Annotated in this window: 27 protein-coding genes; 11 read left to right on the top strand and 16 right to left on the bottom strand. The window is 61.4% G+C overall.

The features are described 5' to 3' along the window. Positions 1 to 79: 79 nt before the first annotated feature. The 4 genes from FHT77_RS15075 to FHT77_RS15060 all read right to left on the bottom strand — a co-directional run bounded on the left by FHT77_RS15075 (position 80) and on the right by FHT77_RS15060 (position 3220). Complete coding sequence (locus FHT77_RS15075; protein WP_183755777.1) at positions 80 to 1531, bottom strand: homospermidine synthase; 1452 nt, start codon at positions 1529 to 1531, stop codon at positions 80 to 82. Positions 1532 to 1670: 139 nt separating this feature from the next. Further along, a complete protein-coding gene (locus FHT77_RS15070) occupies positions 1671 to 2537 on the bottom strand; it encodes a DUF3445 domain-containing protein (RefSeq protein ID WP_183755776.1) in 867 nt (288 codons plus the stop codon). 9 nt (positions 2538 to 2546) lie between these two features. After that, the gene (locus tag FHT77_RS15065; RefSeq protein ID WP_183755775.1) at positions 2547 to 2915 is read right to left on the bottom strand and encodes a DUF4440 domain-containing protein; all 369 of its coding nucleotides are present in this window, start codon (positions 2913 to 2915) and stop codon (positions 2547 to 2549) included. A 20-nt stretch (positions 2916 to 2935) separates the two neighbouring features. Continuing rightward, positions 2936 to 3220: a YciI family protein gene (locus FHT77_RS15060; RefSeq protein ID WP_183755774.1), complete on the bottom strand. Its 285-nt coding sequence runs from the start codon at positions 3218 to 3220 to the stop codon at positions 2936 to 2938. A gap of 132 nt (positions 3221 to 3352) precedes the next feature. Here FHT77_RS15060 and FHT77_RS15055 point away from each other — a divergent pair, with 132 nt between their 5' ends. Further along, positions 3353 to 4261: a sensor domain-containing diguanylate cyclase gene (locus tag FHT77_RS15055; protein ID WP_183755773.1), complete on the top strand. Its 909-nt coding sequence runs from the start codon at positions 3353 to 3355 to the stop codon at positions 4259 to 4261. On the opposite strand, the gene FHT77_RS15050 is transcribed toward FHT77_RS15055, so the two are convergent. The 3 genes from FHT77_RS15050 to FHT77_RS15040 are packed head-to-tail and all read right to left on the bottom strand — an operon-like array spanning position 4258 to position 7919. Continuing rightward, on the bottom strand, positions 4258 to 4884 hold the full coding sequence (locus tag FHT77_RS15050; protein WP_183755772.1) for an aminotransferase class IV family protein: 627 nt from the start codon (positions 4882 to 4884) through the stop codon (positions 4258 to 4260). The genes FHT77_RS15055 and FHT77_RS15050 overlap by 4 nt on opposite strands. Beyond that, positions 4881 to 6041, bottom strand: a complete 1161-nt coding sequence (locus FHT77_RS15045; protein ID WP_183755771.1) for an aminodeoxychorismate synthase component I — start codon at positions 6039 to 6041, stop codon at positions 4881 to 4883. Before FHT77_RS15045 ends, FHT77_RS15050 begins: the two co-directional genes overlap by 4 nt. A 21-nt stretch (positions 6042 to 6062) precedes the next feature. Next, the gene (locus FHT77_RS15040) at positions 6063 to 7919 is read right to left on the bottom strand and encodes a M3 family oligoendopeptidase (protein ID WP_183755968.1); all 1857 of its coding nucleotides are present in this window, start codon (positions 7917 to 7919) and stop codon (positions 6063 to 6065) included. 207 nt (positions 7920 to 8126) lie between these two features. Between FHT77_RS15040 and FHT77_RS15035 the strand changes: the two genes are divergently transcribed. From FHT77_RS15035 to FHT77_RS15015, 5 genes are all read left to right on the top strand, one after another. Beyond that, a complete protein-coding gene (locus FHT77_RS15035; RefSeq protein WP_183755770.1) occupies positions 8127 to 9680 on the top strand; it encodes a sigma-54-dependent transcriptional regulator in 1554 nt (517 codons plus the stop codon). Positions 9681 to 9859: 179 nt separating this feature from the next. Continuing rightward, positions 9860 to 11752 (top strand): DUF882 domain-containing protein, encoded by a 1893-nt coding sequence (locus FHT77_RS15030; protein WP_183755769.1) that lies wholly within the window; start codon positions 9860 to 9862, stop codon positions 11750 to 11752. Between the two features lie 170 nt (positions 11753 to 11922). After that, positions 11923 to 12831, top strand: coding sequence for a LysR family transcriptional regulator (locus tag FHT77_RS15025; protein WP_183755768.1), 909 nt, complete (start codon positions 11923 to 11925; stop codon positions 12829 to 12831). A gap of 55 nt (positions 12832 to 12886) precedes the next feature. After that, positions 12887 to 14008: an HPP family protein gene (locus FHT77_RS15020; protein ID WP_183755767.1), complete on the top strand. Its 1122-nt coding sequence runs from the start codon at positions 12887 to 12889 to the stop codon at positions 14006 to 14008. Positions 14009 to 14257: 249 nt separating this feature from the next. Then, positions 14258 to 15016 (top strand): alpha/beta fold hydrolase, encoded by a 759-nt coding sequence (locus tag FHT77_RS15015; protein ID WP_183755766.1) that lies wholly within the window; start codon positions 14258 to 14260, stop codon positions 15014 to 15016. A 75-nt stretch (positions 15017 to 15091) separates the two neighbouring features. Here FHT77_RS15015 and FHT77_RS15010 read toward each other — a convergent pair whose 3' ends face one another. From FHT77_RS15010 to FHT77_RS15000, 3 genes are all read right to left on the bottom strand, one after another. Next, a complete protein-coding gene (locus FHT77_RS15010) occupies positions 15092 to 15355 on the bottom strand; it encodes a DUF2312 domain-containing protein (protein WP_007527482.1) in 264 nt (87 codons plus the stop codon). Positions 15356 to 15445: 90 nt separating this feature from the next. After that, a complete protein-coding gene (locus FHT77_RS15005; RefSeq protein ID WP_183755765.1) occupies positions 15446 to 15751 on the bottom strand; it encodes a DUF1244 domain-containing protein in 306 nt (101 codons plus the stop codon). Positions 15752 to 15762: 11 nt separating this feature from the next. Further along, entirely contained in the window at positions 15763 to 16554 is a 792-nt protein-coding gene (locus FHT77_RS15000) for an N-formylglutamate amidohydrolase (RefSeq protein ID WP_183755764.1), read from the bottom strand. Between the two features lie 200 nt (positions 16555 to 16754). Between FHT77_RS15000 and FHT77_RS14995 the strand changes: the two genes are divergently transcribed. From FHT77_RS14995 to FHT77_RS14985, 3 genes are all read left to right on the top strand, one after another. Next, positions 16755 to 17240, top strand: coding sequence for a DUF1036 domain-containing protein (locus FHT77_RS14995; protein ID WP_183755763.1), 486 nt, complete (start codon positions 16755 to 16757; stop codon positions 17238 to 17240). Then, positions 17240 to 18679, top strand: a complete 1440-nt coding sequence (pyk, locus tag FHT77_RS14990; RefSeq protein ID WP_016557135.1) for a pyruvate kinase — start codon at positions 17240 to 17242, stop codon at positions 18677 to 18679. The genes FHT77_RS14995 and pyk overlap by 1 nt, the downstream gene beginning before the upstream one ends. A gap of 132 nt (positions 18680 to 18811) precedes the next feature. Beyond that, positions 18812 to 19447, top strand: coding sequence for a LysE family translocator (locus tag FHT77_RS14985; RefSeq protein ID WP_183755762.1), 636 nt, complete (start codon positions 18812 to 18814; stop codon positions 19445 to 19447). 4 nt (positions 19448 to 19451) lie between these two features. Here FHT77_RS14985 and FHT77_RS14980 read toward each other — a convergent pair whose 3' ends face one another. The 3 genes from FHT77_RS14980 to FHT77_RS14970 are packed head-to-tail and all read right to left on the bottom strand — an operon-like array spanning position 19452 to position 20817. Further along, entirely contained in the window at positions 19452 to 20003 is a 552-nt protein-coding gene (locus tag FHT77_RS14980) for a DUF4865 family protein (RefSeq protein WP_183755761.1), read from the bottom strand. Beyond that, positions 20000 to 20401 (bottom strand): cupin domain-containing protein, encoded by a 402-nt coding sequence (locus FHT77_RS14975; protein WP_183755760.1) that lies wholly within the window; start codon positions 20399 to 20401, stop codon positions 20000 to 20002. Before FHT77_RS14975 ends, FHT77_RS14980 begins: the two co-directional genes overlap by 4 nt. Then, the gene (locus tag FHT77_RS14970; RefSeq protein WP_183755759.1) at positions 20398 to 20817 is read right to left on the bottom strand and encodes a tautomerase family protein; all 420 of its coding nucleotides are present in this window, start codon (positions 20815 to 20817) and stop codon (positions 20398 to 20400) included. Before FHT77_RS14970 ends, FHT77_RS14975 begins: the two co-directional genes overlap by 4 nt. Before the next feature lie 108 nt (positions 20818 to 20925). Between FHT77_RS14970 and FHT77_RS14965 the strand changes: the two genes are divergently transcribed. Next, positions 20926 to 21855, top strand: coding sequence for a LysR substrate-binding domain-containing protein (locus tag FHT77_RS14965; RefSeq protein WP_183755758.1), 930 nt, complete (start codon positions 20926 to 20928; stop codon positions 21853 to 21855). Here the strand turns inward: FHT77_RS14965 and FHT77_RS14960 are convergent. Then, complete coding sequence (locus FHT77_RS14960) at positions 21846 to 22790, bottom strand: GlxA family transcriptional regulator (protein ID WP_183755757.1); 945 nt, start codon at positions 22788 to 22790, stop codon at positions 21846 to 21848. The genes FHT77_RS14965 and FHT77_RS14960 overlap by 10 nt on opposite strands. Positions 22791 to 22907: 117 nt before the next feature. Here FHT77_RS14960 and FHT77_RS14955 point away from each other — a divergent pair, with 117 nt between their 5' ends. Next, positions 22908 to 23705, top strand: a complete 798-nt coding sequence (locus FHT77_RS14955) for an SDR family oxidoreductase (RefSeq protein ID WP_183755756.1) — start codon at positions 22908 to 22910, stop codon at positions 23703 to 23705. Positions 23706 to 23735: 30 nt separating this feature from the next. Here the strand turns inward: FHT77_RS14955 and FHT77_RS14950 are convergent, their stop codons facing one another. Further along, a complete protein-coding gene (locus FHT77_RS14950; RefSeq protein WP_183755755.1) occupies positions 23736 to 24710 on the bottom strand; it encodes a threonine/serine dehydratase in 975 nt (324 codons plus the stop codon). Positions 24711 to 24779: 69 nt separating this feature from the next. Then, positions 24780 to 25841: a helix-turn-helix domain-containing protein gene (locus FHT77_RS14945; protein ID WP_183755754.1), complete on the bottom strand. Its 1062-nt coding sequence runs from the start codon at positions 25839 to 25841 to the stop codon at positions 24780 to 24782. Positions 25842 to 25887 lie beyond the last annotated feature (46 nt).

Genomic DNA, 25887 nt, shown 5'->3' with positions numbered 1-25887 from the left:
CCAGACGGCATTTATACAGCAGGCGTTACAAAAATGCCCGCCTTGCGGCGGGCATCTTCGAACGCGGGTTCGTCTGAGATCAGCGAACGAGGATATTCTTGAACTGCCAGGGATCCTTGGTGTCGATGTCTTCCGGGAAGAGACCTGGACGACCGTCGAGCGGAGTCCAGTCGGTGTAGTGACCTTCGACCGGGCCGAGGTACTGGCTCTGCACCTCGAGGCATCGCTTGTAATCGACTTCGTCGGCTTCGACGATGCCGGCACCGGGGTTTTCGAGTGCCCAGACCATCCCGGCGAGAACGGCGGAGGTCACCTGCATGCCCGTCGCGTTCTGGTAAGGCGCGATGCGGCGGGTTTCTTCCAGCGACAGGCGCGAACCGTACCAGTAGGCGTTCTTTTCGTGGCCATAGAGCAGGACGCCGAGTTCGTCGATGCCGTCCTCCAGCTCGTCCTCGTCGAGAACGTGGTGAACCGGCTGCGGGTTGCCGCCGTTGCCGAACATCTCATGCATAGAGAGAACCGCATCGTTCGCCGGATGATAGGCGTAGTGGCAGGTTGGGCGGAATGTGACTTCGCCGTCCTTGTCGCGAACGGTGAAGAAGTCGGCGATCGAGATCGCCTCGTTGTGTGTTACGAGGAAGCCGTACTGCGGGCCTGGCGTCGGGCACCAGGTGCGGACGCGGGTGTTGGCACCGGGCTGCTCGAGGTAGATCGCAGCCTTGCAGCCCTTCTTGTGCTTCTTGCCGTTCTTCGGCATCCAGTTTTCGTGGGTGCCCCAGCCGAGTTCCGCCGGCTGCAGCCCTTCGGAGATGAAGCCTTCGACGGACCAGGTGTTCCAGAAGACGTTGAGCGGCTTCGGATGCTTGGTGCGCTGCGTGTCGCGCTCGGCAATATGGATGCCCTTGACGCCTACCTTCTTCATCAGCTTGGCCCAGCCTTCGCGGTCATGCTGATCCGGCTCTTCGAACTTCAGGCCGATGTCGTTGGCGAGGTTGACGAGCGCCTGCTTGACGAACCACGAGACCATGCCCGGGTTTGCACCGCAGGTGGAGACGGCCGTCGGGCCGCCCGGGTTCTTGGTCTTTTCCTTGCGAAGGGTTTCGCGCAGAGCATAGTTGGTGCGGTCGGCATTCTTCATGCTCTTGTCGAAATAGAAGCCCAGCCACGGCTCGATGACGGTGTCGATATAGAGGGCGCCGAGCTTGCGGCAGAGCTTCATCAGGTCGACCGACCCGGTGTCGACGGAAAGATTGACACAGAAGCCCTGGCCACCACCTTCAGTCAGAAGCGGCTTCAGCAACTCCTTGTAGTTGTCCTTCGTGACATGCGCCTTGATGTGCTTCACGCCGTGCTTTGCCATGATTTCGGTGTGATCTGCGTCGTCGCGCGGGTCGATGACAACCATCCGGCTCTTGTCGAATTTGAAGTGGCGCTCGATCAGCGGCAGGGTGCCACGGCCGATGGAGCCAAAGCCGATCATGACGATCGGGCCGGTAATTTCGGCATATACCGGGTGGTTGTGTTCCGTCATTCTTTCTTTTCTCCTGTGGAAGGCGACGAAGGCGATAGCCTCTAAGAATTTATCTGAAAATGCGCAGATAATGCGAGATTATCGGCTCTAACCATAAAACCGCGTCACAATAAAGAGTGTTGGTCCCGGAACGCAAATATCAGACGGGCGAGAGGGCATCGGCTAGCGCCCGAAGCTTGGCCGCGAGTTCCGCTTTTTGCAGGGTGAGGCCCTTGTAGGCGGCTTGCTGCTCATCGAGCGCTTCCAGTTGCTCGGCGAAGCTTGCAGCGAGTCTGCCGGCGTTGGGGTGATGGGCGATTGCGGCGATCGGATCGACGTAGACACGGATGGTGAAGAGGATGTCGCCGGACTTCGGCAGCTTGCGCAGCGTCTGGCGCTCAACTCGGGCAAAACGCTCGGCGAGGGTAAAGGCGTCGGCAGAGGGCGGGCGGCGGTGCTTCGAAACAGGCAGGAAGAGATCGTCCGTGATATTGACCGACCAGTTCAGCCTTTCCACCGGCTGTGAAACCTGGAGGTTATCAAAGATGCGGGTGATGAGCGCCGCGTTGCGGGTGCCTTCGCCAAAACCGGGTACGTCGGCGTGGATCGCCTGCATCGGGCGACCGAACTTCTCCTGCAGCGACCAGGAGGAGGGAAAGGCGACGAAGCCGGTGACGAGACGCCAGCCGTCCTCCTTGCGGCGCATTAGGACGAGATCGTCTTGCACCAGCAGCCCGGCGCGCAGCAGGGGTGGGGTCTTGCAGTCGGCCGCGTCGTCCGAAAGCCCGGGATGGCGCTCGGCAAGGTGAGCCTGGAGGAGATCGTATGCCTCTTGTTGTGCCTCTTCGGTTCCGTCCTCGGCCACGAAGACCTCATCGCGATGGGCGTCGAGGAGCCTTCGCTTTTCGCCGACATAGCGCCCCCAATCGCCGTCCGGTTCGATCCAGCGAGCGAGATCGAGCGGCATCAAACCGATGGTGAATGGGCGGGCGGAACCGTCATAGGGCGTGTAGATCGGAAGCGTCATGACCGCACTCTATCCGGTCAACGTCCCCTGATGGAAGACCATGCGCCACTGGCCATCGGCGTCATGCCGCCAGATGGAGCTGCGCAGCGAGCTGACCGGCGGGCCAGCCGGGACGGTCCGCATCGCCCGGTAGGTGACGAGCGCCAGGTCGGAAGCGAGCAATAGCAGCTCGAAATCCGTCAATGTGCGTGTCGTCCCATCGGGGGGCTCCGCTAGCAGGCCGGCGACGATGTCCCTGTATCCATAGAGGCGACCGGATGCGCCGATTTCCCTGAATTCAGGCGAGAGCAGAGACTCAAGCGCTGTCACCGAGGCGCGGACTCCCGGCTCAAATAGCCGTTGTTCCAGAGATTGAAGATGCTCGGCGAGGTCGCTCATGCCGTCCCTGTTGTGGTTGTTCAGCTCTTCAGGATATCCAGCCCTTCGGTCGTGGTCGTGATGGCTACCTCAGTGATTTCGTATTCGGCGATGCCATGCACCGTGAACGGGTCCTCGGCGACATAGGCTTCGATTTCGGCGCGCTGACCGACGGCAAGGACGACGCCGCCGGTGCGCGGCACCTTGCGGCCGGAGGCGAGAAACCAGCCCCGTGCATAGCCTTCCCTGACCCAGGCCATATGCGGCTCCATGTGCTTGTCGGCTTCCTCGTTCGGCTTCACGTAAGTCAGGGCGAGGATGAACATCGCAGAATTTCCTTTCAGGGCGTTGCGTTCCGACGTATGTGAATATTCAATTGCCGTGGAGCCATCCATATTCTTTTTAGAATTCTGCTCCAGAGTGCGAACCGTTAATGTCAGCACGCCCGGAACAATCGGATGAACCAGATATCGGAGCGGCTTGCCGAGTTGCAGGAAGACAGCGCCGTCCTGATCGCTCTTTACGATCAGGAAGACCGGCTGCGCTATGCAAATCCGGCCTTTCGTTCGACCTTCGCCATCGAACCCGACGAAACACCCTTGTGGTCAGAGCTGATGCGGCGCAATACGCGCGCCGGCAAGGGGACAATCATTCGCACCGCTGATTTCGAGGTGTGGCTCGTTTCCGCGCAATCGCGCCGCGGCAAGTTGCCGTTCAGGGCTTTCGAAACCGATGTCGTCGATGGGCGCTGGTTCTGGATGACGGAGACAGTGCAGAAAGATGGCTGGATGCTTTGCATCGCCAGCGACATCACGCATCTGAAGCAGAGCGAGCGCGATGTGCGACAGGATCGTGATTTTGCGCTGCGGGCCTCGCAGACGGATGAACTCACCAGCATCTCCAACCGCCGCTTCATGATGGCGGCGCTGGAAAGCCTGATCGCGCGGCAAGACTCCACCAATCCCGGTATTGCCGGCTGCATCTGCATCATCGATCTCGACTTCTTCAAACGCATCAACGACGTCTACGGTCATCAGTTCGGCGATGACGTGCTGATTGATTTTTCGCGTCGCGTGCAGCCGGTCATCCGCCGGCGTGACAGCTTCGGGCGGATCGGCGGTGAGGAGTTCATGCTGATCCTGCCGGATACGACCCTGGCGCAGGCCGAGCTGATCATCGAGCGCATCATCGCAATGGTACGCGTAGCCCGTCCGATCCCGGCCGCACCGTCCTTCTCTTATACCTGCTCGGCGGGATTGGCCGAGTTGCGATCCGGCGAGACGGCACGTGAGGTCTATGCCCGGGCAGACGAAGCCTTGTATATCGCCAAGCAAAGCGGCAGGGACCGGCTGAAGATCGTGGCCTAGCCGACGATCTGGGCGGGGATCAGTCCGCGCAACGAATTGCCCATGTAGAGCTTTCCGGCCGTCAGATCGTCTACGGAGATCCGTCCAACGCGGGCCTTGCGTTGGCAAATCAGTTCCGTGCGCAAGACGCCTGATAGCAGGCCGCAGGAGATCGGCGGCGTGCGCAGCGTGCCCGAGCCGTCGTCGAGGAAGACCGAGGTGATCGTACCTTCGCAGACCTCGCCGCGCTCGTTCAGTAGCAGAACTTCGTCGGCTTCGGACATCGGATATTCTGCGCGAGCAGTCTCGTAAACGCCGCGCCGTGTCGTCTTCATTCGCAGCAGTTTATCGGCGGAATCGAGACGGGTTTTGGCAATTCGGACCTTCCATATGGTGCCCTCAGGCATCGGCGCGAAGGGAGCCGCGGTGACCTCGATTTCGCCCAACCGGTCAAACGTCAACCGCATTCGCAGGGCCGTTGTGGCGCCGACAACGGCCTCTTCCAGTTTCGCGGCAGCGTCTGTTGGATCGGGAAAGCCTATCCGGCGGGCGGAGCGGGAGAGGCGGGCAAGATGCAGGCGCAGCCTGACGAAACCGACTTCGGGCTCCCAGCGCAGAGTTTCGATCAGGGAGAAGTCGTTCATCGCGCGATCTCCTGATCGCCGATGGCAAACCGCGCCTTCAGCAGGCATTCCTCGTACTCGGCGTCGGCGGTGGAATCGAAGACGATGCCGCCACCGACGTTGAAGATCGCCTTGCCGCCGGAAAACAGGCTGACGGTGCGGATCGCGACGGAAAAGCGCATGGCGCCTGATGGAGCAATCATGCCGATCGCGCCGCAATAGGCGTCGCGCGGCGTGTCTTCCAGCGCGTGCAGGATCTGCATGGCGCTGAGTTTTGGCGCACCGGTGATCGATCCGCAGGGAAAGAGGGCGGAGAAGATATCGCGAATGGTCAGATCCGAGAGGAGTTTCGCCTGCACGTGGCTGACCATCTGGTGCACGGTCGGGTAAGTCTCGATGTCGAAGAGCTTCGGGACATCCAATGTACCGACCTCCGTGATACGCGATATGTCGTTGCGCAGCAGGTCGACGATCATCCGATTTTCGGCCTGGGTTTTGATGTCCTCGCGCATGGCGGCGATGATCGCCGCGTCCTCGGCGTCATCGGCTCCACGTTTTGCCGTTCCCTTCATCGGATGCGTTTCGATCCAGCCTTCCTCGTCGGTGCGGAAGAAGAGCTCGGGCGAGCGCGAAAGCAGGACGGGCCCGCCGAGATCGACGAGCGCGCCATATTTGACCGGCTGCCTTGAAATCAGCGACCAGAAGGCCGCGCGCGGATCGCCGTCCCAGCGGGTGGTGATCGGCATGGTGAGGTTTGCCTGGTAGCAGTCGCCCTGGCGCAAGTGCCAATGCAGACGGTCGAAACGCTCTTTATATGTAGCAAAATCCCAACCGGCCTTGGGGTCGCTGAGGAACTCACCATTCTCTGTGCGCTGTTTCGGCTGGCAAAGCGGGTGGGTATCCGTTTCAGGTGCATCGAAGATGCCGAAGGCCAGCAGCGGTGTCTCCCGGCCTTCCGGCAGAAACGCTTCCAGCTTTTCCTCGAAGATATAGCCAGCTTCATAGGCCATGTAGCCCGCCAGCCATTTGCCGGCGGCCTTTGCTTCTTCCATATGGGCAAGGCCGGCAAGGAACTCGGCGCGCGTCCGGGCAATGATGATCTCCGAGGGATCGGAAAAGAGCATCACTTGCCCGGTCGTGTCATCCCGGAACAGAACGTAGCGTTCAGCCTTGGTCATGCCTGCCTTTGGATCGAGAGCTCATGCGCTCTTATCAAGCGCTTCCAATTCGTCGATCAGCCCTTCGATCATCGACAACCCCTTGCTCCAGAACGACGGATCCGTGGCATCAAGGCCGAACGGCTTCAGGAGTTCGGAATGATGCTTGGTGCCGCCGGCCTTCAGGAGCTCGAAGTACTTCGCCTGGAAGCCCTTGTCGGCCTTCTGGTAGACGGCATAGAGCGAGTTCACCAGGCAATCACCGAAGGCATAGGCGTAGACGTAGAAGGGCGAGTGGATGAAGTGCGGGATATAGGCCCAGTAGGTCTCGTAGCCTTCCGAGATCTTGATCGCCGGCCCGAGGCTTTCCGACTGCACGGAGAGCCAGAGTTCGCCGATATCGTCCGATGTCAGTTCGCCGGCCTTTCGGGCTGTGTGGACCTTGCGCTCGAATTCATAGAAGGCGATCTGGCGCACGACCGTGTTGATCATGTCCTCGACCTTCTGCGCGAGCATCGCCTTGCGCTCGCGCTTGTCCTTTGTCTTGTCGAGGAGGGCGCGGAAGGTCAGCATTTCACCGAAGACGGAGGCCGTTTCGGCGAGCGTCAGCGGCGTCTGGCACATCAGCGCGCCCTGGGCGCCGGCCAGAACCTGGTGTACGCCGTGGCCGAGCTCGTGGGCGAGGGTCATAACGTCGCGCGGCTTACCGAGATAGTTGACGAGCACATACGGGTGCGCTGACGGAACGGTCGGATGGGCGAACGCACCCGGTGCCTTGCCGGGACGAACGGGAGCGTCGATCCACTGCTCGTCGAAGAAGCGCTTGGCGATCGCCGCCATCTCGGGCGCGAAGTCGCCATAGGCGGATAGAACCGTGTCCTTCGCCTCGTTCCAGGGGATGACGGCACTGGAGGTTTCCGGCAGCGGCGCGTTGCGGTCCCAGAAATTCATCTGGTCCATGCCGAGCCATTTCGCCTTCATCTTGTAGTAGCGGTGCGAGAGGCGGGGATAGGCTTCCTTGACGGCAGCCGCCAGCGCATCGACGACTTCGCGCTCGACGCGGTTGGCAAGGTGCCTGCTGTCGGCAATGTCCTCGAAGCCGCGCCAGCGGTCGGAGATATCCTTGTCCTTGGCGAGCGTGTTGGTGATCAGCGTAAAGATGCGCAGGTTTTCCTTGAAGGTCTGCGCCAGCGCCATCGCGCCCTTGTGGCGGATCTCCGGATCCTTTTCCTGCAGCATGTTAAGCGTGACTTCGAGCGGCAGCTTCTCGCCGTCGACGTCGAACCGCAGTTCGGCCATCGTCTCGTCGAACAGGCGGTTGAAGGCTGCGGCCGAGGTCATCGACTTTTCCAGGAACAGCTGTTCCAGCTTGTCTTCCAGCTGGTAGGGCTTGTCCTTGCGCAGATCGACGAGCCAGGGGCGATAGTGGCCTGCATCCGGGTCGTTTGCCATGCAGGTATCGATCACCGCGTCGTCGATGCGGTTAAGCTCGAGCGCGAAAAACAGGAGGTGGCTGGAGAACTCGGTGATCTTCGCCTGGGCGTCGCCATAGAGCTTGCCGTTCACCGGGTTCGACGTGTCGGAGAAATAGGTGAGGCCGGCAAAGGAGCCGAGGCGTCCGATGATGTCGTCCAGCGCCTCATATTCCTTCAGTGCCTGGCCGATACCCTCGGCACCTTTTTTGGTCGCGGCGGCGGCAAGCTTGCCCTTCCACTTCTCCTCGAAGGCGATTGCCTGCTTGCCGGCTTTTTCCATGTCGCCGGTGAAGGCGGTGGACGTTGCGGAGGGGTAGAGATCCTGCAGCTTCCAGGTCGGCAGCTCGCCGAGAGCGGCGTCGGTCGCGGAGGCAGCAGAACTTGCCGAAAACTTAATGGTGGTGCCGGAGAGCATGTTTTTCATCATCGGGGTCCTCTTCCTCATTTGCGACAGGCTTGACTGTCTATGCCGCTAAAGGCTTGGCATCAAGGGGCTTTCGCCTGCCCACAAGCTCCGTTTCGGGTCGGATTCGGCCTCGTCACAAACGTTAAAATGCAATTGTTTCTCAAAACTGGATGTTCAAGCCTTTCTGCGAGAGTGCCTCCAGGTTTCGCATGAAGTGAGGCAGCAATGACCGGTTACCATGAGCTCAAGGGTGCAGCGCAGATACTCGTCGTCGAGGACGACCCGATCCAGCGTCGACTGCTCAAGAACGCGATAGAGCGTCACGGCCACGTCGTCCATCAGGCGGAAAACGGCCGGATCGGGCTGGAGATGGTGAAGAGAGGCAGCGGCCTCTATAATGTCATCGTTCTCGACCTGATGATGCCGGAGATGACGGGCCTCGAATTCCTCGAGGCACTGCACGAATTCGGCACGCATGTGCCTGTCATTGTCCAGACAGGGCAGGGCGGTATCGAGACCGTGGTGCAGGCAATGCGCGCCGGCGCCTTCGATTTCGTCGTCAAGCCGGTCTCTCCGGAGAGGATTGCCAATTCGATCTCCAACGCACTGAAGCTCGATCAGCGCGAGGTCAAGGCACGGGCCGGCCGGCGCTCCCGGTCCGGCGCGGTCGGCTTCGACGACATCGTTTCGGCAAGCCCGGCGATGCTCCGCGTCATCGATCTGGCGCAGCGCGCAGCGCAATCGAACATTCCGGTCGTGCTTGAAGGCGAGTCCGGTGTAGGCAAGGAGCTGGTTGCTCGTGCGATCCAGTCCGGCAGCGACCGCTCCGGCAAGCCGTTCGTCACGGTCAATTGCGGCGCCATTCCGCACAATCTGGTCGAAAGCATTCTCTTCGGCCACGAGAAGGGTGCCTTCACCGGTGCCACCGAAAAGCACATCGGCAAGTTCATGGAGGCCGATGGCGGCACCATCTTCCTCGACGAAATCGGCGACCTGCCGCTCGATGTGCAGGTCAAGCTGCTACGCGCCGTGCAGCAGGGAGAGATCGAGACCGTTGGTGCGCGCACGGCGCACAAGGTCAATGTCCGGCTGATCTCGGCGACCAACAAGGATCTGATCGAAGAGGTCAAGAACGGGCATTTCCGTGAAGATCTGTACTATCGACTTAACGTTTTCCCGATCACCATTCCAGCACTTCGCAAGCGCAAGGAAGATATCCCGCATCTCGTGCGCGTCTTCACCGAGCGCTTCTCGAGCGAGCAGAAGGGCGGTCACCGCATGTCGGTGAGCGCCGGCGCGCTGGCCCTGCTCACTGCCTATGACTGGCCGGGTAACATTCGTCAGCTCGAGAATGCGATTTTCCGTGCGGTCGTCCTTGCCGAGGGCGGCGAACTGAGCGAAGCGGACTTCCCGCAGATTGCCGCCCAGCTACCGGAATACGATGTCGTCGATCATCTGGCGCTCGTCGCCGATAACGCGCGCCTCGACCGCCAAAGTGACGCCTCGGCCGCCACCTATCCGGCCCATCAGGCCAGCGTCGAAGAGGCCGTCGCACGAATCACGGAGGCGCCCGATAACGCGATTGCCAGCACAAACCCGGCCGGGGAAGTGCGAAAGCTTGCGGATGTGGAAGAGGAATTGATCCGATTCGCCCTTAAATTCTACCGAGGGCAGATGAGTCAAGTGGCTCGAAAATTGGGCATCGGACGATCCACATTGTACCGAAAACTCAAGGATTACGGCATAGATCCGGACAATCCGCAGAAGGACGCCGCATAATCGCCTAAATTAACTCTCCGGCAATCATCTTTTGTTACCAATCATAAACCACTTGTTAGTGGCCTGTTCATTATGTAAGGAAAAGGTTGATCACGTGTGGCATTTTTGCCATCGTGTGACCGCATTTAACAGCCAACGGTGTCAAAGAGGGACTATCGGCTGTCTGACGGGGATTGAGTTTGCCGGATCTGAATGGGAATACGAGACCTTCGCGCTTGAGCTGGCGCAATAGGTACACGGACCTTTGCGGAAAGGTGTTTAGGACGGCTATGGCCGCCCTTCTCGCACTCGCTGTTTCGTCGCCGGTTCTGGTCAGCTCGCCTTCCGAAGCGGCCGGCGAAACGCGTAGCCTCAAACTCTATTTCATTCACACCGGCGAAAAGGCCGTCATCACTTACAAGCGCAACGGCCGGTACGACCCGAAGGGTCTCGAGCAGCTGAACCGCTTCCTTCGCGATTGGCGCAAGAACCAACCGACGAGGATGGACCCGCGCCTTTTCGATCTCATCTGGGAAGTCTACCGGCAGAGCGGCTCGCGCGACTACATCAACGTCGTCTGCGGCTTCCGCTCGCCTGCCACCAATGCCATGCTGAAGGGTCGTTCCCGCAATTCCGGCGTCGCCGAGAAGAGCCAGCACATGCTCGGCAAGGCGATGGATTTCTTCATTCCTGACGTCAAATTGGCCACTTTGCGCGGAATCGGCATGAAAATGCAGGTCGGCGGCGTTGGATTCTATCCGAAATCCGGCTCCCCCTTCGTTCATATGGACGTCGGCGGTGTTCGCGCCTGGCCACGCATGAGCCGCGAGGAACTGGTTCGGCTCTTCCCGAACGGCAACACCATGCATATTCCCGCGGATGGCCGTCCGCTGCCGGGTTACGAGCAGGCCGTCGCCGACTACAAGCGTCGCGTGAGCTCGACGCAGGTGCAGATGGCCAGCTCCGGCGCCTATTCGGGCTCGTCGTCAGGCGATCAGCCCAAGCATAAGACACTGTTTGCCGCCCTATTTGGCGGCGGCGCGGACGAAGCCGAAGACAGTTCCGATGATGATAGCAGCGCAGCAGTGGCGGTCGCCAAGGCGTCGCCGCCGGCATCCAATATGCCGAACGCCGCCGACCCCGGCGAGCAGGCGCCCGCGCAGGCTACTGAAGTCGCAAGTGTCAATGCGCCGGTTCCGCAGGTGCGTCCGGCGTTCGCCAATCAGCCGGGCGGTAGCGAAGTCGCCAGCGCCCTCGTTGCTCCACAGTCCGGAAATGCAGCGCAACAGGCCCTTTCTGCTGTGACCGAGCAAGGTCAGCAGCAGTTTGCGGATCTGAGCGCCTACAGCGTACCGGTTCCATCTCTGCTCGGACCGCGCCGCTCTCCAGGCGATGCGGAAGTCGCTTCGGCCGATCCGTCTGCGATGACGGGGAATCTCGCAGCGGTTCCAACGCCGGGTGAACGACCGGCGCTTGCCGAAAAACTTCTGGCTGCGGCGGATGCCGATGCTGAAGCCGACGACGATGTGGCAGACCAGGAAGATACGCTTTCTCCGGCCGTTGCCGATGCCCTTGACCAGCAGAATGGTGATGGCGACCGTCAGGTCGCGTCCAACCAGCCGCCGGTCACGAGCGTCGAGCAGGCTATTAACGCGGCGATACCGCAAAAGGTTCCAAGCGAAAAGGCTCCGTTGCAGCTCGCTGCACTCGCGCCGGCTACGAAATCAGCAAGCTTTGGCGATGGCTTCGATGCGCCGAAGTCATCCGATGCTAGCGGTGTAGCTCAGGGTCTGCCGACCAAGGGTGGCCGCCCGACAAAGCATGAGGCCGCGGAGGCCGACGCCAGCCGGGCTACCGTTCGGACCGAACCGAAGCTGACGCAGAAGATCATCTCGCAGTGGGCGCTCACCAACTCCCGGATGGAGATGGTCACCAAGCCGGTGAAGGCGCCGCGTTTCGTCAGCCAGACACTTCGCGCCCAGCCGACTGCAGTCTATGCTGAAGGCTTTACCAAGACGGCGTCCATTGATCCTGGCCGCTTCAGCGGTAGTGCAGTCAACTTCATGGAAGTGCGGAAGTTCGTATCGAACTGATGGTTCCACAAGGAATTTCGAAAGAGCCGCCGGAGCGATCCGGCGGCTCTTTCGTTTCTTGGATGTGACGGAAAGTCGCGCGGCGAGGCGCGGTTTAAACAAGAGCTCGGGTTGATTTTCATTTCCAGATCGAGAATAAAGCGCCTCCGATATTCGCTGTAAGTGAAAATATGGATCTGTCCTCAATCGAAATCTTTCAGGCGGTCGCATCGACCTGCAGCGTCACGAAGGCCGCGGCGGCGATAGGCCGGGTACCGTCGAATGTCACGACGCGCATCCAGCAGCTCGAAGAGGATCTCGGGGTGGCGCTGTTCTCGCGCGATGGCAAGAAGATGTCGCTGACGCGTGAAGGCACGATCTTTCTCTCCTACGCGACGCGTCTTGCTGACTTGGCCGAAGAAGCAAAGCAGGCCGTGCGGCCGCTCGCTGCCTCGGGCGCGCTGCGTATCGGAACGATGGAAAGCACGGCCGCGAGCAGGCTCCCTGATGTCATCAGGCGTTTCGGATCGCTGTGGCCGGACGTCTCATTGCAATTGACGATGGGGGCGACACGGGAGCTCATGCAGAGCGTGCTAGCCCAAGAACTGGATTGCGCATTGGTCGCAAGACCGCCCGAGGCTGCGCTCGACGGGGCGCGCTATGCCGATCTCGACCTCGGCGGGTTCGATGCGCGACGGATCTATGTCGAGGAGCTGATCCTCGTCCTGCCGCCGAAGCATCCTGACGTCAAGGATGCAAGGAACCTTCGCCTCGACACACTTGCCGTCATGGAGCCAGGCTGTACCTATCGGCGGATGGCCGAGGAGTGGGCTGAAGGTGCTGCCTCGCTGCACACCCTCGAACTCGGCTCCTATCATGCGATCCTGGCGAGCATTGTCGCCGGCAATGCCTTTGGGGTGATGCCGCGCTCCGTGTTCGATCTCCTGCGATGGCCCGGTGATATCGTCACCCGCGAGATCGGCACGGTCGAGACCTTTCTCGTCCGCCGCAAAGGCGACCGGTCGGACTCGTTCGAAGCCTTTTACGATGTCCTGATTGCCTCGCGAGGCAAAGGCGGCCATTCACTTTCAAGCGCCTGACCCGGACGCGCTGCTTCTCCCCAAGACACTTCGTTTCACAAACTGTCGGTTCGTCATGTCAAATTCCAGCAATCCCAAGGTCGACCCAGCCCATCGCTTCAGTCGCCGTCTGTTCTCGCCGATCCTGGCCGGCGCAACATTGCGCGAGCGCATGCTTGCCAGCCTTGGCGCGCTGATCGCGATCGCACTGACGGGTATGGTTTGCGGCTACTTTTTCGGGCAAGGTGCGCACTTGCCGATGATCGTTGCGCCGATGGGTGCTTCGGCAGTGCTGCTTTTCGCCGTACCGGCGAGTCCGCTCGCGCAGCCGTGGTCGATCATCGGCGGCAACACGATCTCCGCGATGATGGGCATCCTCGCCGCGCACTTCATCCATGAGCCGATCATTGCGATCGGCGTTGGCGTATCGCTGGCCATCGCCGCCATGTCGTTTACCCGCTGTCTGCATCCACCCGGCGGCGCCGCGGCGCTGACTGCTGTGCTCGGTGGTCCTGCGGTGGCAAGCTGGGGCCTGCTTTTTCCCTTCGTGCCGGTGGCACTGAATTCCTGCATCCTGGTCGCGCTCGGCATTCTCTTTCACAAGCTCGGGCGGCGAAACTATCCGCACCTCGCCACCCCGGCGCCGGTCAATACGCATCAGACGATCGATCCGCCGTCCGCTGTGCGGATCGGTTTCCGCGAAGAGGACGTCGATGCGGCATTGGCGAAGTTCGAGGAAACCTTCGATATCGACCGCGGTGACCTCAGCCGCCTGCTGCGGCAGGTTGAGGTTGAGGCGGCCGTTCGTTCGCACGGCACCGTCAGCTGCGCCGACATCATGTCGCGCGATGTGATCGCGGTCGATGAGAACGCCACGGCGGAGAAAGCGCGCGCACTGCTTCTGAAGCACAACGTTCGCACATTGCCCGTGAAGGATGGAAGCGGGCGTTTGATCGGCACGGTCGGGCTGCGGGAACTGGTGCAGGCCGAGCGGCTTTCCGATCACATTGCGACAGCCGCGACCGCTTCCCCGGATGCACCGGCTATCAGCTTGCTGCCTGACTTGACCGATGGGCGCACCCACGCCGTCGTCATCGTGGATGCCGGCGGTTACGTGCTCGGGTTGATCTCGCAAACGGACTTGCTCAGCGCCATGGCCCATATGCTGCCGGAACAGAAGCCGCGCATCGCGGCCTGAATGATACCCGGAGAGCCTGCAGATCTCCGATTGGTAATCAGCGAGCGGATGTGCGCCAGCGCTGGCGCACCGTATCGTCCGAACGAGGATTGGGCCGAGCCGCAAATACCTCTCGCTACTTTGTCATACATTTGGTCCGAAATCTGAAATATCGACAATACGTCCCACGACCAGATTGCGTACGCCCTCGGTCGATGCCTCCCAATGTTTTCCGGCCGGGTGCGTCATAAACGCAAAAGGAGCGACCGCATGAACCGCCGTATCATTTCCACTTTCGCATTTGCCTTCGCCACCAGTGTCATCGCTTTCGCCGCCCAATCCGCCGAGATCAAGAATATCGTCATCGTTCACGGCGCCTTCGCCGACGGGTCCAGTTGGCGCAAGGCAACGGAAATCCTGGAGCGGCGCGGCTTTCATGTGACCGTCGTGCAAGAGCCTCTATCATCGCTCGCCGACGATGTTGCGGCAACGAAACGCGTTCTGGACCTGCAGGACGGACCTACACTGCTGGTCGGTCACAGCTACGGCGGCATGGTCATCACGGAAGCGGGGAATGATCCGCACGTCGAGGGACTTGTTTACGTAGCGGCCTTCCAGCCTGACAAGGGCGAAAATGTAGCCACGCTTGCCGGCTCCAAGCCGCCGGCTTCAAACAGCATCAGGGAAACCAAGGACGCCAAGTACCTCTATCTGGACCCAAGCGCCTTTCACGCCGATTTCGCCGCCGATGTGCCAAAGGCAGACGCTGCCTTTCTCGCCAAGTCGCAGGTCTTTGCAGCCAAAGAGGTCTTTGGCGCTAAAGTCGACGATCCAGCCTGGCGATCAAAGAAGAGCTGGTCAGTCGTGGCGACCGAGGACCGTGCCATCAACCCCGAACTTGAGCGGACAATGGCAAAGCGCGCCGGAAGCGCGGTGACCGAGATCAAGGCCAGTCATGCCGTCTTCGCGTCACAGCCGAAGAAGGTCGCCGACGTGATCGAGAAAGCCGCCGAGGAAGCCGGAAAATAAGCTCTGTTCGAGCGTGAGTCCGCACAAAAAAGCCGCCGATCGGGTCGGCGGCTTTAAAGGCATTGCTCTGAAAAATCAGCCTTCCGGCGGGGCCTCGATCATGCCGAGCGCATGCAGGTAGGTGTCGAGGATCGCGTCTTCTTCCATACGCTCCTGCTCGTCCTTCTTGCGAAGCGCAACGACCTTTTTGAGGATCTTGGTATCGAAGCCCATGCCCTTGGCTTCGCCGTAGACGTCCTTGATGTCGTCGGCGATGGTCTTCTTTTCTTCTTCCAGGCGTTCAATGCGCTCCACAAAGGCGCGAAGCTGATCGCGGGCGACGCCATGAGCATCAGACATCGTGTTCTCCTGATTGGGGGTGTGAAATTCGGATGGCGTTGACTGCCGCGAAGCGTGCCCGGGGTCAAGTCGATTCGAGACGCGAGGGAATTATTTGTGCGGCTTGTTCAGCTCGAATGCGGTTTTTTGCTCCGCCGAGGCCTCGTTCTGGTGGAGGTTTTTCCAATCCTCGTACGGCATGCCGTAGACGATTTCGCGCGATTCGTCTTTCGAGAGTGGAACCCCGTCCGCCTCAGCCGCCTCGCGATACCAGTTCGAAAGGCAATTGCGGCAGAACCCGGCGAGATTCATCAGGTCGATGTTCTGGACGTCGCCACGTTCACGCAAATGCTCCACGAGGCGACGAAAAGCCGCAGCCTCGAATTCGGTCTGCTGTTGTTTGCTCAGCGCGGCCATCTGGGTCTCCTTCATTCGTACGGTCCGGTGCGCGACACATGCACATTATACTCGTGCAATGCCGGATCGGCGTTCATTGTCTCAAAGATCGGCGCCAGACGCCGGGCCCATGCCGTAATACCCGCTTCGTCGCCGATCAGATCCTGGCGCACCTCGAGCAAAACGTGCGGGATGCCGGTCAGCATACAATGCCGATACATCGTGTCGCCCTTCAGCGCGCCATCATACGGCTCATTGTCTCCGACCACGAGATCGGGATCGCTGCGCAGCATGTCAAGCAGAGGCGCGACGGCACGATGGTCGTTGTCCCACAAAACCGCTGCATGCCAAGGGCGGGGGAAGGCTTTCCAGAACGGCGTGTAAGAGTGGAGGGATAGGACGAGCGGCGCTTTGCCGCTCTCGTTCGCGACCTTGTCGATCGTTTCGCTGACGGCGTTGTGATAGGGCCTGTGGAACGTCTCGATCCGATAATTCCACTCTTCGGCGGTAATCGGATGATTGCCGGGAACGACGGCGCCGTCCGAAATCTTCATGATCAGCGTTGGGTCGTCCTCGCCCCGATTCGGGTCGATCAGCAATCGTGAAAAGCCGCCCAGGACAGCCGGTACATCGAGCATCGCGGCGAGTTTGCGGACCAACCCCTCGATGCCGATGTCATAGGCGATGTGTCGCTCGAACGCGCTGTCCGGCAGGCCCAGCCTGCCGTAGCGCTCCGGTAGCCGGTTCATTGCATGATCGCCGAGCAGCACCAAGCCTTTGTCATGATCGCCGGCTAGTAGTTCAAATGATTTGAAAGAGCTCATGAGGGAAATGGCCGATCGTGGTTACGGGGCAGCCTCTGATCGCACGGGCCGCGGGCGCGTTCAAGCGTGCTGGCGAGCAAAGGCGATGGCGTGGTCCAAGTACAGTCGGCCATCCAGAATATAATCGATTAGCATTGCGTTGACATTCGCCGGGAGGCAGCGCAAGAAGGCACACCTAAAACAAAATAGTCGGGAGCCCATTGGAAGTCGTGTTGATTCAGACCGCGCCAAGTTTCCTTATGCGTTTCGGGCCGCTTGCCCGTTTTGCACTGTTTGTTCTTGCGGCTTTCTCGCCGTTTTTTATTGCTGATGCGGCTCGTGCCGATTTCCGCGTGTGCAACGGAACGCAGAATCTGGTGGGCGTGGCGATTGGGTATCGAGCCAAGGATGGCTGGATGACGGAAGGCTGGTGGCAAGTGCCGGCAACGACCTGCGCGACGCTGATCGAGGGAGAGCTGCAGTCCCGATACTATTATCTCTACGCCGAAGACGCTGCCCGGGGAGGCCGATGGACGGGTGACGTGCAGATGTGCGTGGCGGAAAACGAGTTCAAGATCACGGGTGTCAATGATTGCTACGCCCGTGGCTATCAGAAGATGGGGTTCAAGGAATATGACACGGGCCGCCAGGGCAGCTGGATGGTTCAACTTTCCGATACCCCCGGCACGCAAGAAAGCCCGAATTGATGAAGCGCAACCGCAAAGTTAAAATCCTCGCCACCCTTGGACCCGCCTCGTCCGAGGAATCGATGATCGAGAAGCTGCACCAGGCAGGTGCCGATGTCTTCCGTATCAACATGAGCCACGCCAGCCATGACGTGATGCGCATGCTGATCAAGCGTATCCGCGCCGTCGAAGCCCGCTCCGGCCGCCCGATCGGCATTCTCGCCGACCTGCAGGGCCCGAAGCTGCGCGTCGGAAAGTTTGCTGAAGGCAAGGTCGATCTGAAGCCGGGCGACACTTTTACGCTCGACAACAAGGATGTTCCCGGCGACGCGACCCGCGTATTCCTGCCGCATCCGGAAATCCTGGAATCGGTACAGCCCGGCCACCGCCTGCTGATCGACGACGGCAAGCTCGCCCTGCGCGCTGAAAAGTGCGACGGCAAGAGCATCGTCACCACGGTTATCTCTGGAACGAAGATTTCCGACCGCAAGGGTGTCAGCCTTCCCGACACGCTGCTGACCGTCGGCGTTCTGACCGATAAGGACCGTACCGACCTCGCAGCCGTTCTCGAAACCGATGACGTCGACTGGGTTGCGCTCTCCTTCGTGCAGCGCCCGGAAGATCTGGCCGAGGTGCGCAAGATCGCGCGCGGTCGCGTCGGCATCATGTCGAAGATCGAAAAGCCGCAGGCGATCGAGCGCATCGAGGAAATCATCGAGCTCTCCGACGCGCTCATGGTCGCCCGTGGTGACCTCGGCGTCGAAATGCCGCTCGAATCCGTTCCTGGTATCCAGAAGCAGTTGATCCGTGCCTGCCGCCGTTCGGGCAAGCCAGTGATCGTCGCCACGCAGATGCTGGAATCGATGATCACCGCACCGGTCCCGACCCGTGCCGAAGTGTCGGACGTCGCCACCGCCGTCTTCGAAGGCGCTGACGCTGTCATGCTGTCGGCCGAATCCGCGTCCGGCGACTATCCGGTGGAAGCCGTCTCGACGATGGCCTCGATCGCCAGCACCATCGAGCGCGAGCCGCACTATCCTGGCATCATCTACGCGCAGCGCGCGCAACCGGAAGCAACCGGCGCTGACGCGATCTCGCTGGCTGCTCGTCAGATAGCCGAAACGCTCCGCCTGTCCGCTATCGTCTGTTACACCTCGTCGGGCACGACGGGTCTGCGCGCCTCGCGCGAGCGTCCGCAGGTGCCGATCCTGGCGCTGTCGCCGGTCATTCAGACGGCGCGCCGTCTCGCCATCGTCTGGGGCCTGCACTGCGTCGTCACGCATGACGCAACCGACCTCGACGACATGGTCAACCGTGCGTGCCGCATCGTTGCCGACGAAGGCTTCGGCAAGCCGGGTGACCGCATCATCATCTCGGCCGGCGTACCGCTCGGAACGCCTGGCGCCACCAACATGCTGCGCATCGCCTATATCGGCTCCGACGGCCAGAGCGGCATCTAAGGCGCATTAGCCGCCATTCATCAGAGCCCGCTGCCTTAACAGGCGGCGGGCTTTTTGCTGTCCTGAACCATGGGTATCTTGCGGCTGGCGGGCGCACATGCAAGGGTCGGCCTCCATGTTCGGGAGGGCATCATGCACATTGTTACACTTCTCGCATTCGTAGCCGTCTCCTTCGTCGCGATTGCAACGCCCGGGCCGACAGTGCTTCTGGCGATGACCAACGGCTCTCGCTACGGCGTTCGCCGGGCGATCCCGGGCATGATCGGCGCGGTGCTGTCCGACTTCGTGCTCCTCGGTGCCGTGGCGATCGGTCTCGGTGCGCTGCTCGCGGCGTCGGAGTTCTGGTTCTCGATGCTGAAATATGTAGGCGCTGCCTATCTCGCCTTTCTCGGGATCATGATGCTGCGCACCAAGGGCGGCTTCAACGCGGCGCTGAAGCCTGAAAACGAGATGACCGGCGGAAACGCCTTTTCGATCGGCCTCAAGAGCTTCATGGTCGCCGTCACCAACCCCAAGGGTTACCTTTTCTTTTCGGCGTTCCTGCCGCAGTTCATCAATCCGGCGCTGCCCCAGGCGACCCAGTACACCGTTCTGGCGGTGGTCTTTGCGTCGCTGGATTTTCTGATCATGCTCGGTTACGCGGTCTTTGGTTCGCAGGCCGTCCGGCTGCTGAAGACGGCGGGCGCAATCTGGCTGGAGCGCGCCTGCGGCGGGGCGATGCTGGCGCTGGCGGGGTCGCTTGCGCTGTACCGCCGGGCAACGACCTGACGCCCTAGGGCAGAGATACGTGCCCGACGCGATAGATCTGGCCGGCGCCCGCGATCAACGGGGCCGAGCGATGCAGGCTGAAGCGCACGGCCGTCCAGCTTGTCGGCTCGAAGGCCGAGACCGAGGCGACGACGTCAGCCTGCGGCGCTTGTCTTTGCGCGCGTCCGATTTCCTCATCTCTGATTTCAGCAAGCGAGGAGTAGGGCTCGATGGCGATCGTTTCCTCGGTGGCGAACTTGGCCTCTGTCACCGCAGGCATGGTTTCCGCGTGCCAGACAATCCAGGTCTTCACCCGGGGCCAGCCGAAGGATTGCGTCAGTGCTTCGAAGCCGGGGCCGGTGAGGAAATCGCTGGCGCGCTCCGGCTGCTGCCAGAGATAGAAGGGTGCGTAGAGGTTTTCGCCGGATCCGAACTCACCCTTGCGGGCGCTGAGATAGGCCTTGAAGCCGAGACCGGGAAAGCCGTCCAGCATCGGCCCCTTGTCGCGGACGCGGCGGTCGATAATCGACATGTCGTAATCGGCCGGCAGGGTGAAGCTGTATTGCATCGCCATCATGAGAGAACCTCCACCGGCTCCAGCCAGTCGACGATACGGCCGGCCTCGGTTGCCTGGATACTGATGTAGCTGAAGGGGCCGTCAGCCGTCGCACCATGCCAGTGCTTCTCACCGGCGGCGAACAAGACGGCATCTCCGGCACGCAGTTCCTCCACCGCCCCGCCTTCGCGTCGCGCCAGGCCCTTGCCCGACAGAACATAGAGCAGCTGCCCGCGCGGATGCGTGTGCCAGCGCGTGATCGTACCGGGATCGAGGCTTGCTCGCATTGCGGTGTTTTCGCCATCTGCCGTGCCTTCCAGCAGCATCTCGACCCAGAAGGGCGCGGTGGCAATATCGGCGGGCGAGCGGACGGCGTTGCCCGGACGCCGAACCGTCATGCGTTCAGGGTTGCCCATCATGCGGCGCTCCCGAAGGCGCGGGCTTCCCAGCCAGACGCGATCATCTGCGCCTTTCCATCGCCGAAAGACCATTCATCCGGCGATGTGGTGGTGACGACGATCATGATGTCTTCCGGCCGGATGCCCGGCGATATCGCGAGAAGTTCGGCGGCGCGCTTGAAGAAGGCCTGTCGCGTTTCGGTCGAGCGCGGCTTGCCGGCGGTGATGGCGAAAAGCACGAAGTCGTCGGAACGCGGTCCGGCGAGATAGTTCGGGTCGAAGATCAGTTCGCCCGGTTCATGCTGGTGAATGACCTGGAAACGGTCGGTAGGCGGGACATTGAATGTCTCGACCATGGCCTGATGGATGCTGTCAGAAACGGCGCGAAGATAGTCCGGCGACTTGCCGCGCAGGAGAGAGATACGAACAAAAGGCATGACTGCCTCCTCTGAGTGAATTCTTGACAGGAGGAACATCGCACGTCACGATAATGCAGAAAAGCAGAATTAAATGAACTTATGATCCATAAAAACGGGATTATTGCGATGCGACGGACGATCTTCGATCTCGATGTGCTCAGGACCTTCGCGACCGGAATGGAGCTCGGAAATTTCGCGCGGGCAGCCGACCGGCTCGGTCGCTCGACTTCAGCCGTCAGCGCCCAGTTGAAGAAGCTGGAGGAGCAGGCCGGCACGCCGATCTTCCGCAGGGCGGGACGTGGTCTTGCGCTCACCGATGCCGGCGAGACGATGCTGGCCTATGCGCGTCGCCTGCTGGAACTCAACGACGAGGCGGCCGCGGCGGTGCAGCGCATCGAACTCGAGGGTTGGGTCAGGCTCGGATTGCAGGAGGATTTCGGCGAAACCCTTTTGCCCGACGTGCTCGGCCGTTTTGCGCGCGCGCACCCGAAGGTCCGCATCGAGGCGCGGGTGGTACGCAATGTCGAGCTGATCGAGCGCGTCACATCGGGCAAGCTCGATCTGGCGCTGGCATGGAGCGATGGCACGCTGACACCGCATTGCGAGAAGATCGCCGAGGTGCCGATGCGCTGGATCGGACCGACGGAAGGGGAAGTCGACTGGAAGCTCGATAGCGGCGAGCCGGTGCCGCTCGCCTCACTCGAGGCTCCGTGCCTGTTGCGCACCGCGGCGACCAAGGCGCTCGATACGGCAGGCATTCCCTGGCGACTTGCCTTCGTTAGTCCGAGCCTTGGGGGATTGTGGGCGGCGACGGCTGCCGGGCTTGGTATTAGCATCCGCACGCCGATCGGCCTGCCGCGAAAGGTGAAGCCGCTTGTCGACGCCGCCGCCAGCCTGCCTGAGCTTCCCTCGCTCGGTCTCGTGCTGCATCGTGCCGAAGCGGAGCCCGGGCCGGCGACGGCGCGGCTGGCGTCCATCATGCTGCAAGCGGTCAGCGAGGCTGTAGCCGATGCGGTGCCATCGGCCATCCAGCCGGCAGCGAGAGCCTATGCCTGATATTCGCGCTGGGCGTTTCGGCGGATCGCCTGCGGCGGCTGGCCGAAGGCACGCAGGAAGGCGCGGCGCATCCTTTCGCGATCGGCGAAGCCCGTTTCCGCGGCAACGACGTCGATCGGATGCCGGCCCTGTTCCATCATCAGGCGAGCCGCCTCGAGGCGCAGATTCTCCACGGCCTTGGCCGGCGACTGCCCAGTTTCCGCGCGAAACGTCCGGCTGAATTGTCGCGGGCTGAGCGCGGCTGCTTCCGCCAGTTCCTCGACGGACAGCGTGTTCTTCAGATTGCCACGCGCGTGGGCAAGGGCCTTCTGGATGCGGTCCGATTTGGGCTCTAGTTCCAATAGTGCCGAGAACTGCGACTGGCCGCCGGCGCGGCGATGGTAGACGACGAGCTTGCGGGCGACCGCACGGGCGACATCGGCGCCATGATCTTTCTCGATCATGGCAAGCGCCAGGTCGACCCCGGCCGTCATGCCCGCCGAGCTCCAGACCGAGCCATCGATGATGAAGATGCGATCCTCCTCGATCTTGATCTTTGGGTAGCGCGATTGCAGTTCGCGGGCGAGCAGCCAATGCGTCGTGGCGCGGCGGCCATCCAGGATGCCTGCGTCCGCAAGCAGAAAGGCGCCCGTACAGATCGAGGCGACACGACGGGAGGCGGCAAGCGCGCTGCGGATGAACTCGCTTTCGCGCGGGGTCGGAAGTTGGATTCCGACGGCGCCCGAAACCAATAGCGTGTCGAAGGCGGGATCGCCGAAGCGCTTCGTCTCAACGGTCATCCCGAACGAGCCGGGCACCGAGCCTCCGAACTCCGAGAGGTAGGAGATGTCGTAGACCTGTTCGTCGAGTTCGAGGTTGGTGAACTCGAATGCCGAGATCGCGGCAAGGCTCATCATCTGGAAGCCTGGGAAGAGAAGGACGGCGATGCGCTGCATGGCTGAAACTCCATTTGTCCTAAAAGGAGGCTTATATGACATTCAAGACATTGGCAATCGAGCGTATGACTCCTTCAAGCGAACAGCAGCCGCTGTTGCTCAACTCGGAGAAAGACCATGACAGAACAGCACAAAGGGACCGCGCTCGTCACCGGAGCGTCATCGGGTATCGGTGCCATCTACGCTCACCGGCTCGCCAAGCGAGGCTACGACCTCATTCTTGTTGCTCGCAACGCCGATCGTCTGGCTGAGCTTGCGACGAAATTGACCGCCGAAACGGGCAGGACGGTCGAGACGCTGGCCGCCGATCTCGGTAACCAGGCCGATCTGGCACGCATCGAGGGCGTGCTGAAGACGGACCGCAGCATCACGCTTCTCGTCAACAATGCCGGCTTCGGTGGCACCGCGCCGCTGCTGGCCTCGGACGTTGACAAGATGCAGGCGATGGTCGATCTCAACGTCACGGCTTTGATGCGACTTACCTACGCGGCCGTGCCGGGGTTTGTGGCCCGCGGCGGCGGCGCGATCATCAACATCGCATCGATCGTCGCGATCGCACCTGAAGTCCTGAATGGCGTCTATGGAGCGACCAAGGCTTTCGTTCTTGCCTTTAGCCAGTCGCTGAAACACGAACTATCCGACAAGAACATCCGTGTCCAGGCAGTCCTCCCCGGCGCGACCGCAACCGAGTTCTGGGGCATTGCCGGCACGCCGGTCGAGCACCTGCCGACCGAAATCGTCATGTCGGCGGAAGATATGGTGGATGCCGCCCTTGTCGGTTTCGATCAAGGTGAGCTCGCGACGATCCCGGCTCTTGAAGATGGAGGGCTGCTGACGGCCTACGAGGGTGCGCGTCAGGCATTGATGCCGCACCTGTCACGCTCGGCACCTGCGGCACGCTATAAGGCCGCCTAAGCGAGGTTGGAGGCAGGCTTTCGCCTGCCTTTATCCGTGCCGGGCCAATGCCTCGGCGAAGATATCGGCGTCGACATTGCCTCCCGAGGTAACGACGACGACGTTGTCGTCTTCCAGCTCATCGCCATGGAAGAGCGCTGCGGCAAGCGCCACCGCCCCACCGGGCTCGACGACGATCTTGAGCCGGACAAAGGCAAGGGCCATGGCGCGGAGCGCCTCCTCGTCCGTCACGACGATGCCGGCGCCGGCGAGGCGCTGCAATATCGGAAAGGTGATGTTGCCTGGCTGCGGCGTGATGATGGCGTCGCAGATCGAGCCGGTCATGGTGGCGTTGCGCTCGATCTTGCCTGATGCCAGCGACCGCGTGAAGTCGTTGAAGCCGTCTGGCTCGCAGGGGCGAACTCGGAACGCAGGCGCACTGGCTTCGAGCGCAAGCGCTATCCCCGAGGAAAGGCCGCCGCCGCCGCAGGGGACCAATACCTCGGCCGAGCTGATGCCTTCCTCGTCTGCCTGTTCGGCAATTTCGAGACCTGTCGTACCCTGTCCGGCGATCACCTGCGGTTCGTCGAAAGGCTTGATCAGCGTCAGTCCGCGCGCAGCAGAGAGTTCAGCGCCAATGGCGTCGCGATCCTGTGTCGCGCGATCGTAGAGCACGACTTCGGCGCCGAGCGCACGCGTGTTGGCGATCTTCAGTTTTGGCGCGTCCGACGGCATGATGATGACGGACGGCACGCCATGCAGCTTGGCGGCGAGCGCCACGCCCTGCGCGTGATTGCCTGAGGAAAAGGCGATGACGCCGCGGCTGCGAACGGCAGGATCGAGCGCGGAGACGGCGGACCAGCCGCCACGGAATTTGAAGGAGCCGGTGTGCTGCAAGCACTCGGCCTTCACCAATACCCGCCGTCCGGCAAGCTCATCGATAAAGGGAGAAGAAAGCAGCGGCGTGCGGCGCGCATGTCCGCGCAGGCGGGCGCGGGCGGCAACGATCATTTCAATGCTGGCCATGGAGACTCTTTCGAATGACGGTACGCCCTTGCATAGGGTGGCACGCGCTTGATGTGAACGACGACTTTGTCACCGTGACACGAAAAGCGTTGGCCGTGTATCGCTTGCTTCGGGCTTGTGGTTGCCGTGTCTGCGGAACTCTGTCGGGTTGGTGCCGGCAACGCGCAAAAACTCGCGATTGAAATTCGATTTGCTGATGAAGCCGCAATCGAACATCAGCCGTGTGACGGGTTCATCGGTATTCTTGAGCGCATCACAGGCGGCGCGGATGCGATAATCATTCACATATTGCGAGACGCTCATGCCGTGGACGCGGTTGACGGCCATCGAAACGCGACGGGCCGGCAGGTTCAGCTTGCGTGCGATGCGACCGAGATTGAGGTCCGCATCACGATAGATCTGCCGGGACTGCATCAGGCTTTCCAACGCACGGGCAATGGCATCGTCTTCCTCACTCGGGGCGGGTGGAGCGGCGGCTTCCGCGGGCTGTGCTGCGAGCGACTGGCTGCCGCTCGCAATCGACGCTGCCGTGCCGAGGATCAGAAGCGTAATGACATTGCCGACCGCGACGATTGCCCCTGAATGGATGCCGCCGCTCTGTTGGAGGTCAAGGCTGATCGCGATATCGGCGATTGACGAGGCGATCAGTGCCAGGCCGGTGATCACCAACGAGCGATAAGACAGAAGAGCGCCATCAAGCCGTGAGGAGACGAGGGCATCCGGTCCGCTGCGGGCGAGCCAGAGGAGGGCGGCGCCGTAGCCGAGGAAGGTCGCCGTCACGGCTGGGCCGACCGGGTCGCGCCAGAAGATCAGAAGCGCGACGATCAAGAGGCTCGGCAGGATATGCGGCCAGAAGCGGAGGAGCGATGTCTGGTGTTCCGCGGCAAGGTTGCGAAAGCTGATCCAGGCGAGCGCCGCGATCATCGCCGCGACGACGGGCTGGACCGGCAGGATGTCGAGCACGTCGTACCCCCAGCGGATCCCGATGATGATCGATTGCAGCGTGTAGGCACCGATCAGGAGCAGGAATGGGCGCTTTGCCTGTTCGGCCCAGTCGTTCTGCCTGACCATCCGCACGAGCAGGATGACGAGAAGGAGAGCGACGACAAAAGGAAGCGGGACGAAGATCATGGTGGTTGGGCTCGATGAGACGCGTTTAATAACTGCACGACTATGA

The sequence above is a fragment of the Rhizobium sp. BK181 genome, assembly GCF_014193305.1.
Lineage (GTDB): Bacteria > Pseudomonadota > Alphaproteobacteria > Rhizobiales > Rhizobiaceae > Rhizobium.
Note: the sequence above shows the minus strand (reverse complement) of the source record. Positions and strands in the feature narration are given on the sequence as shown.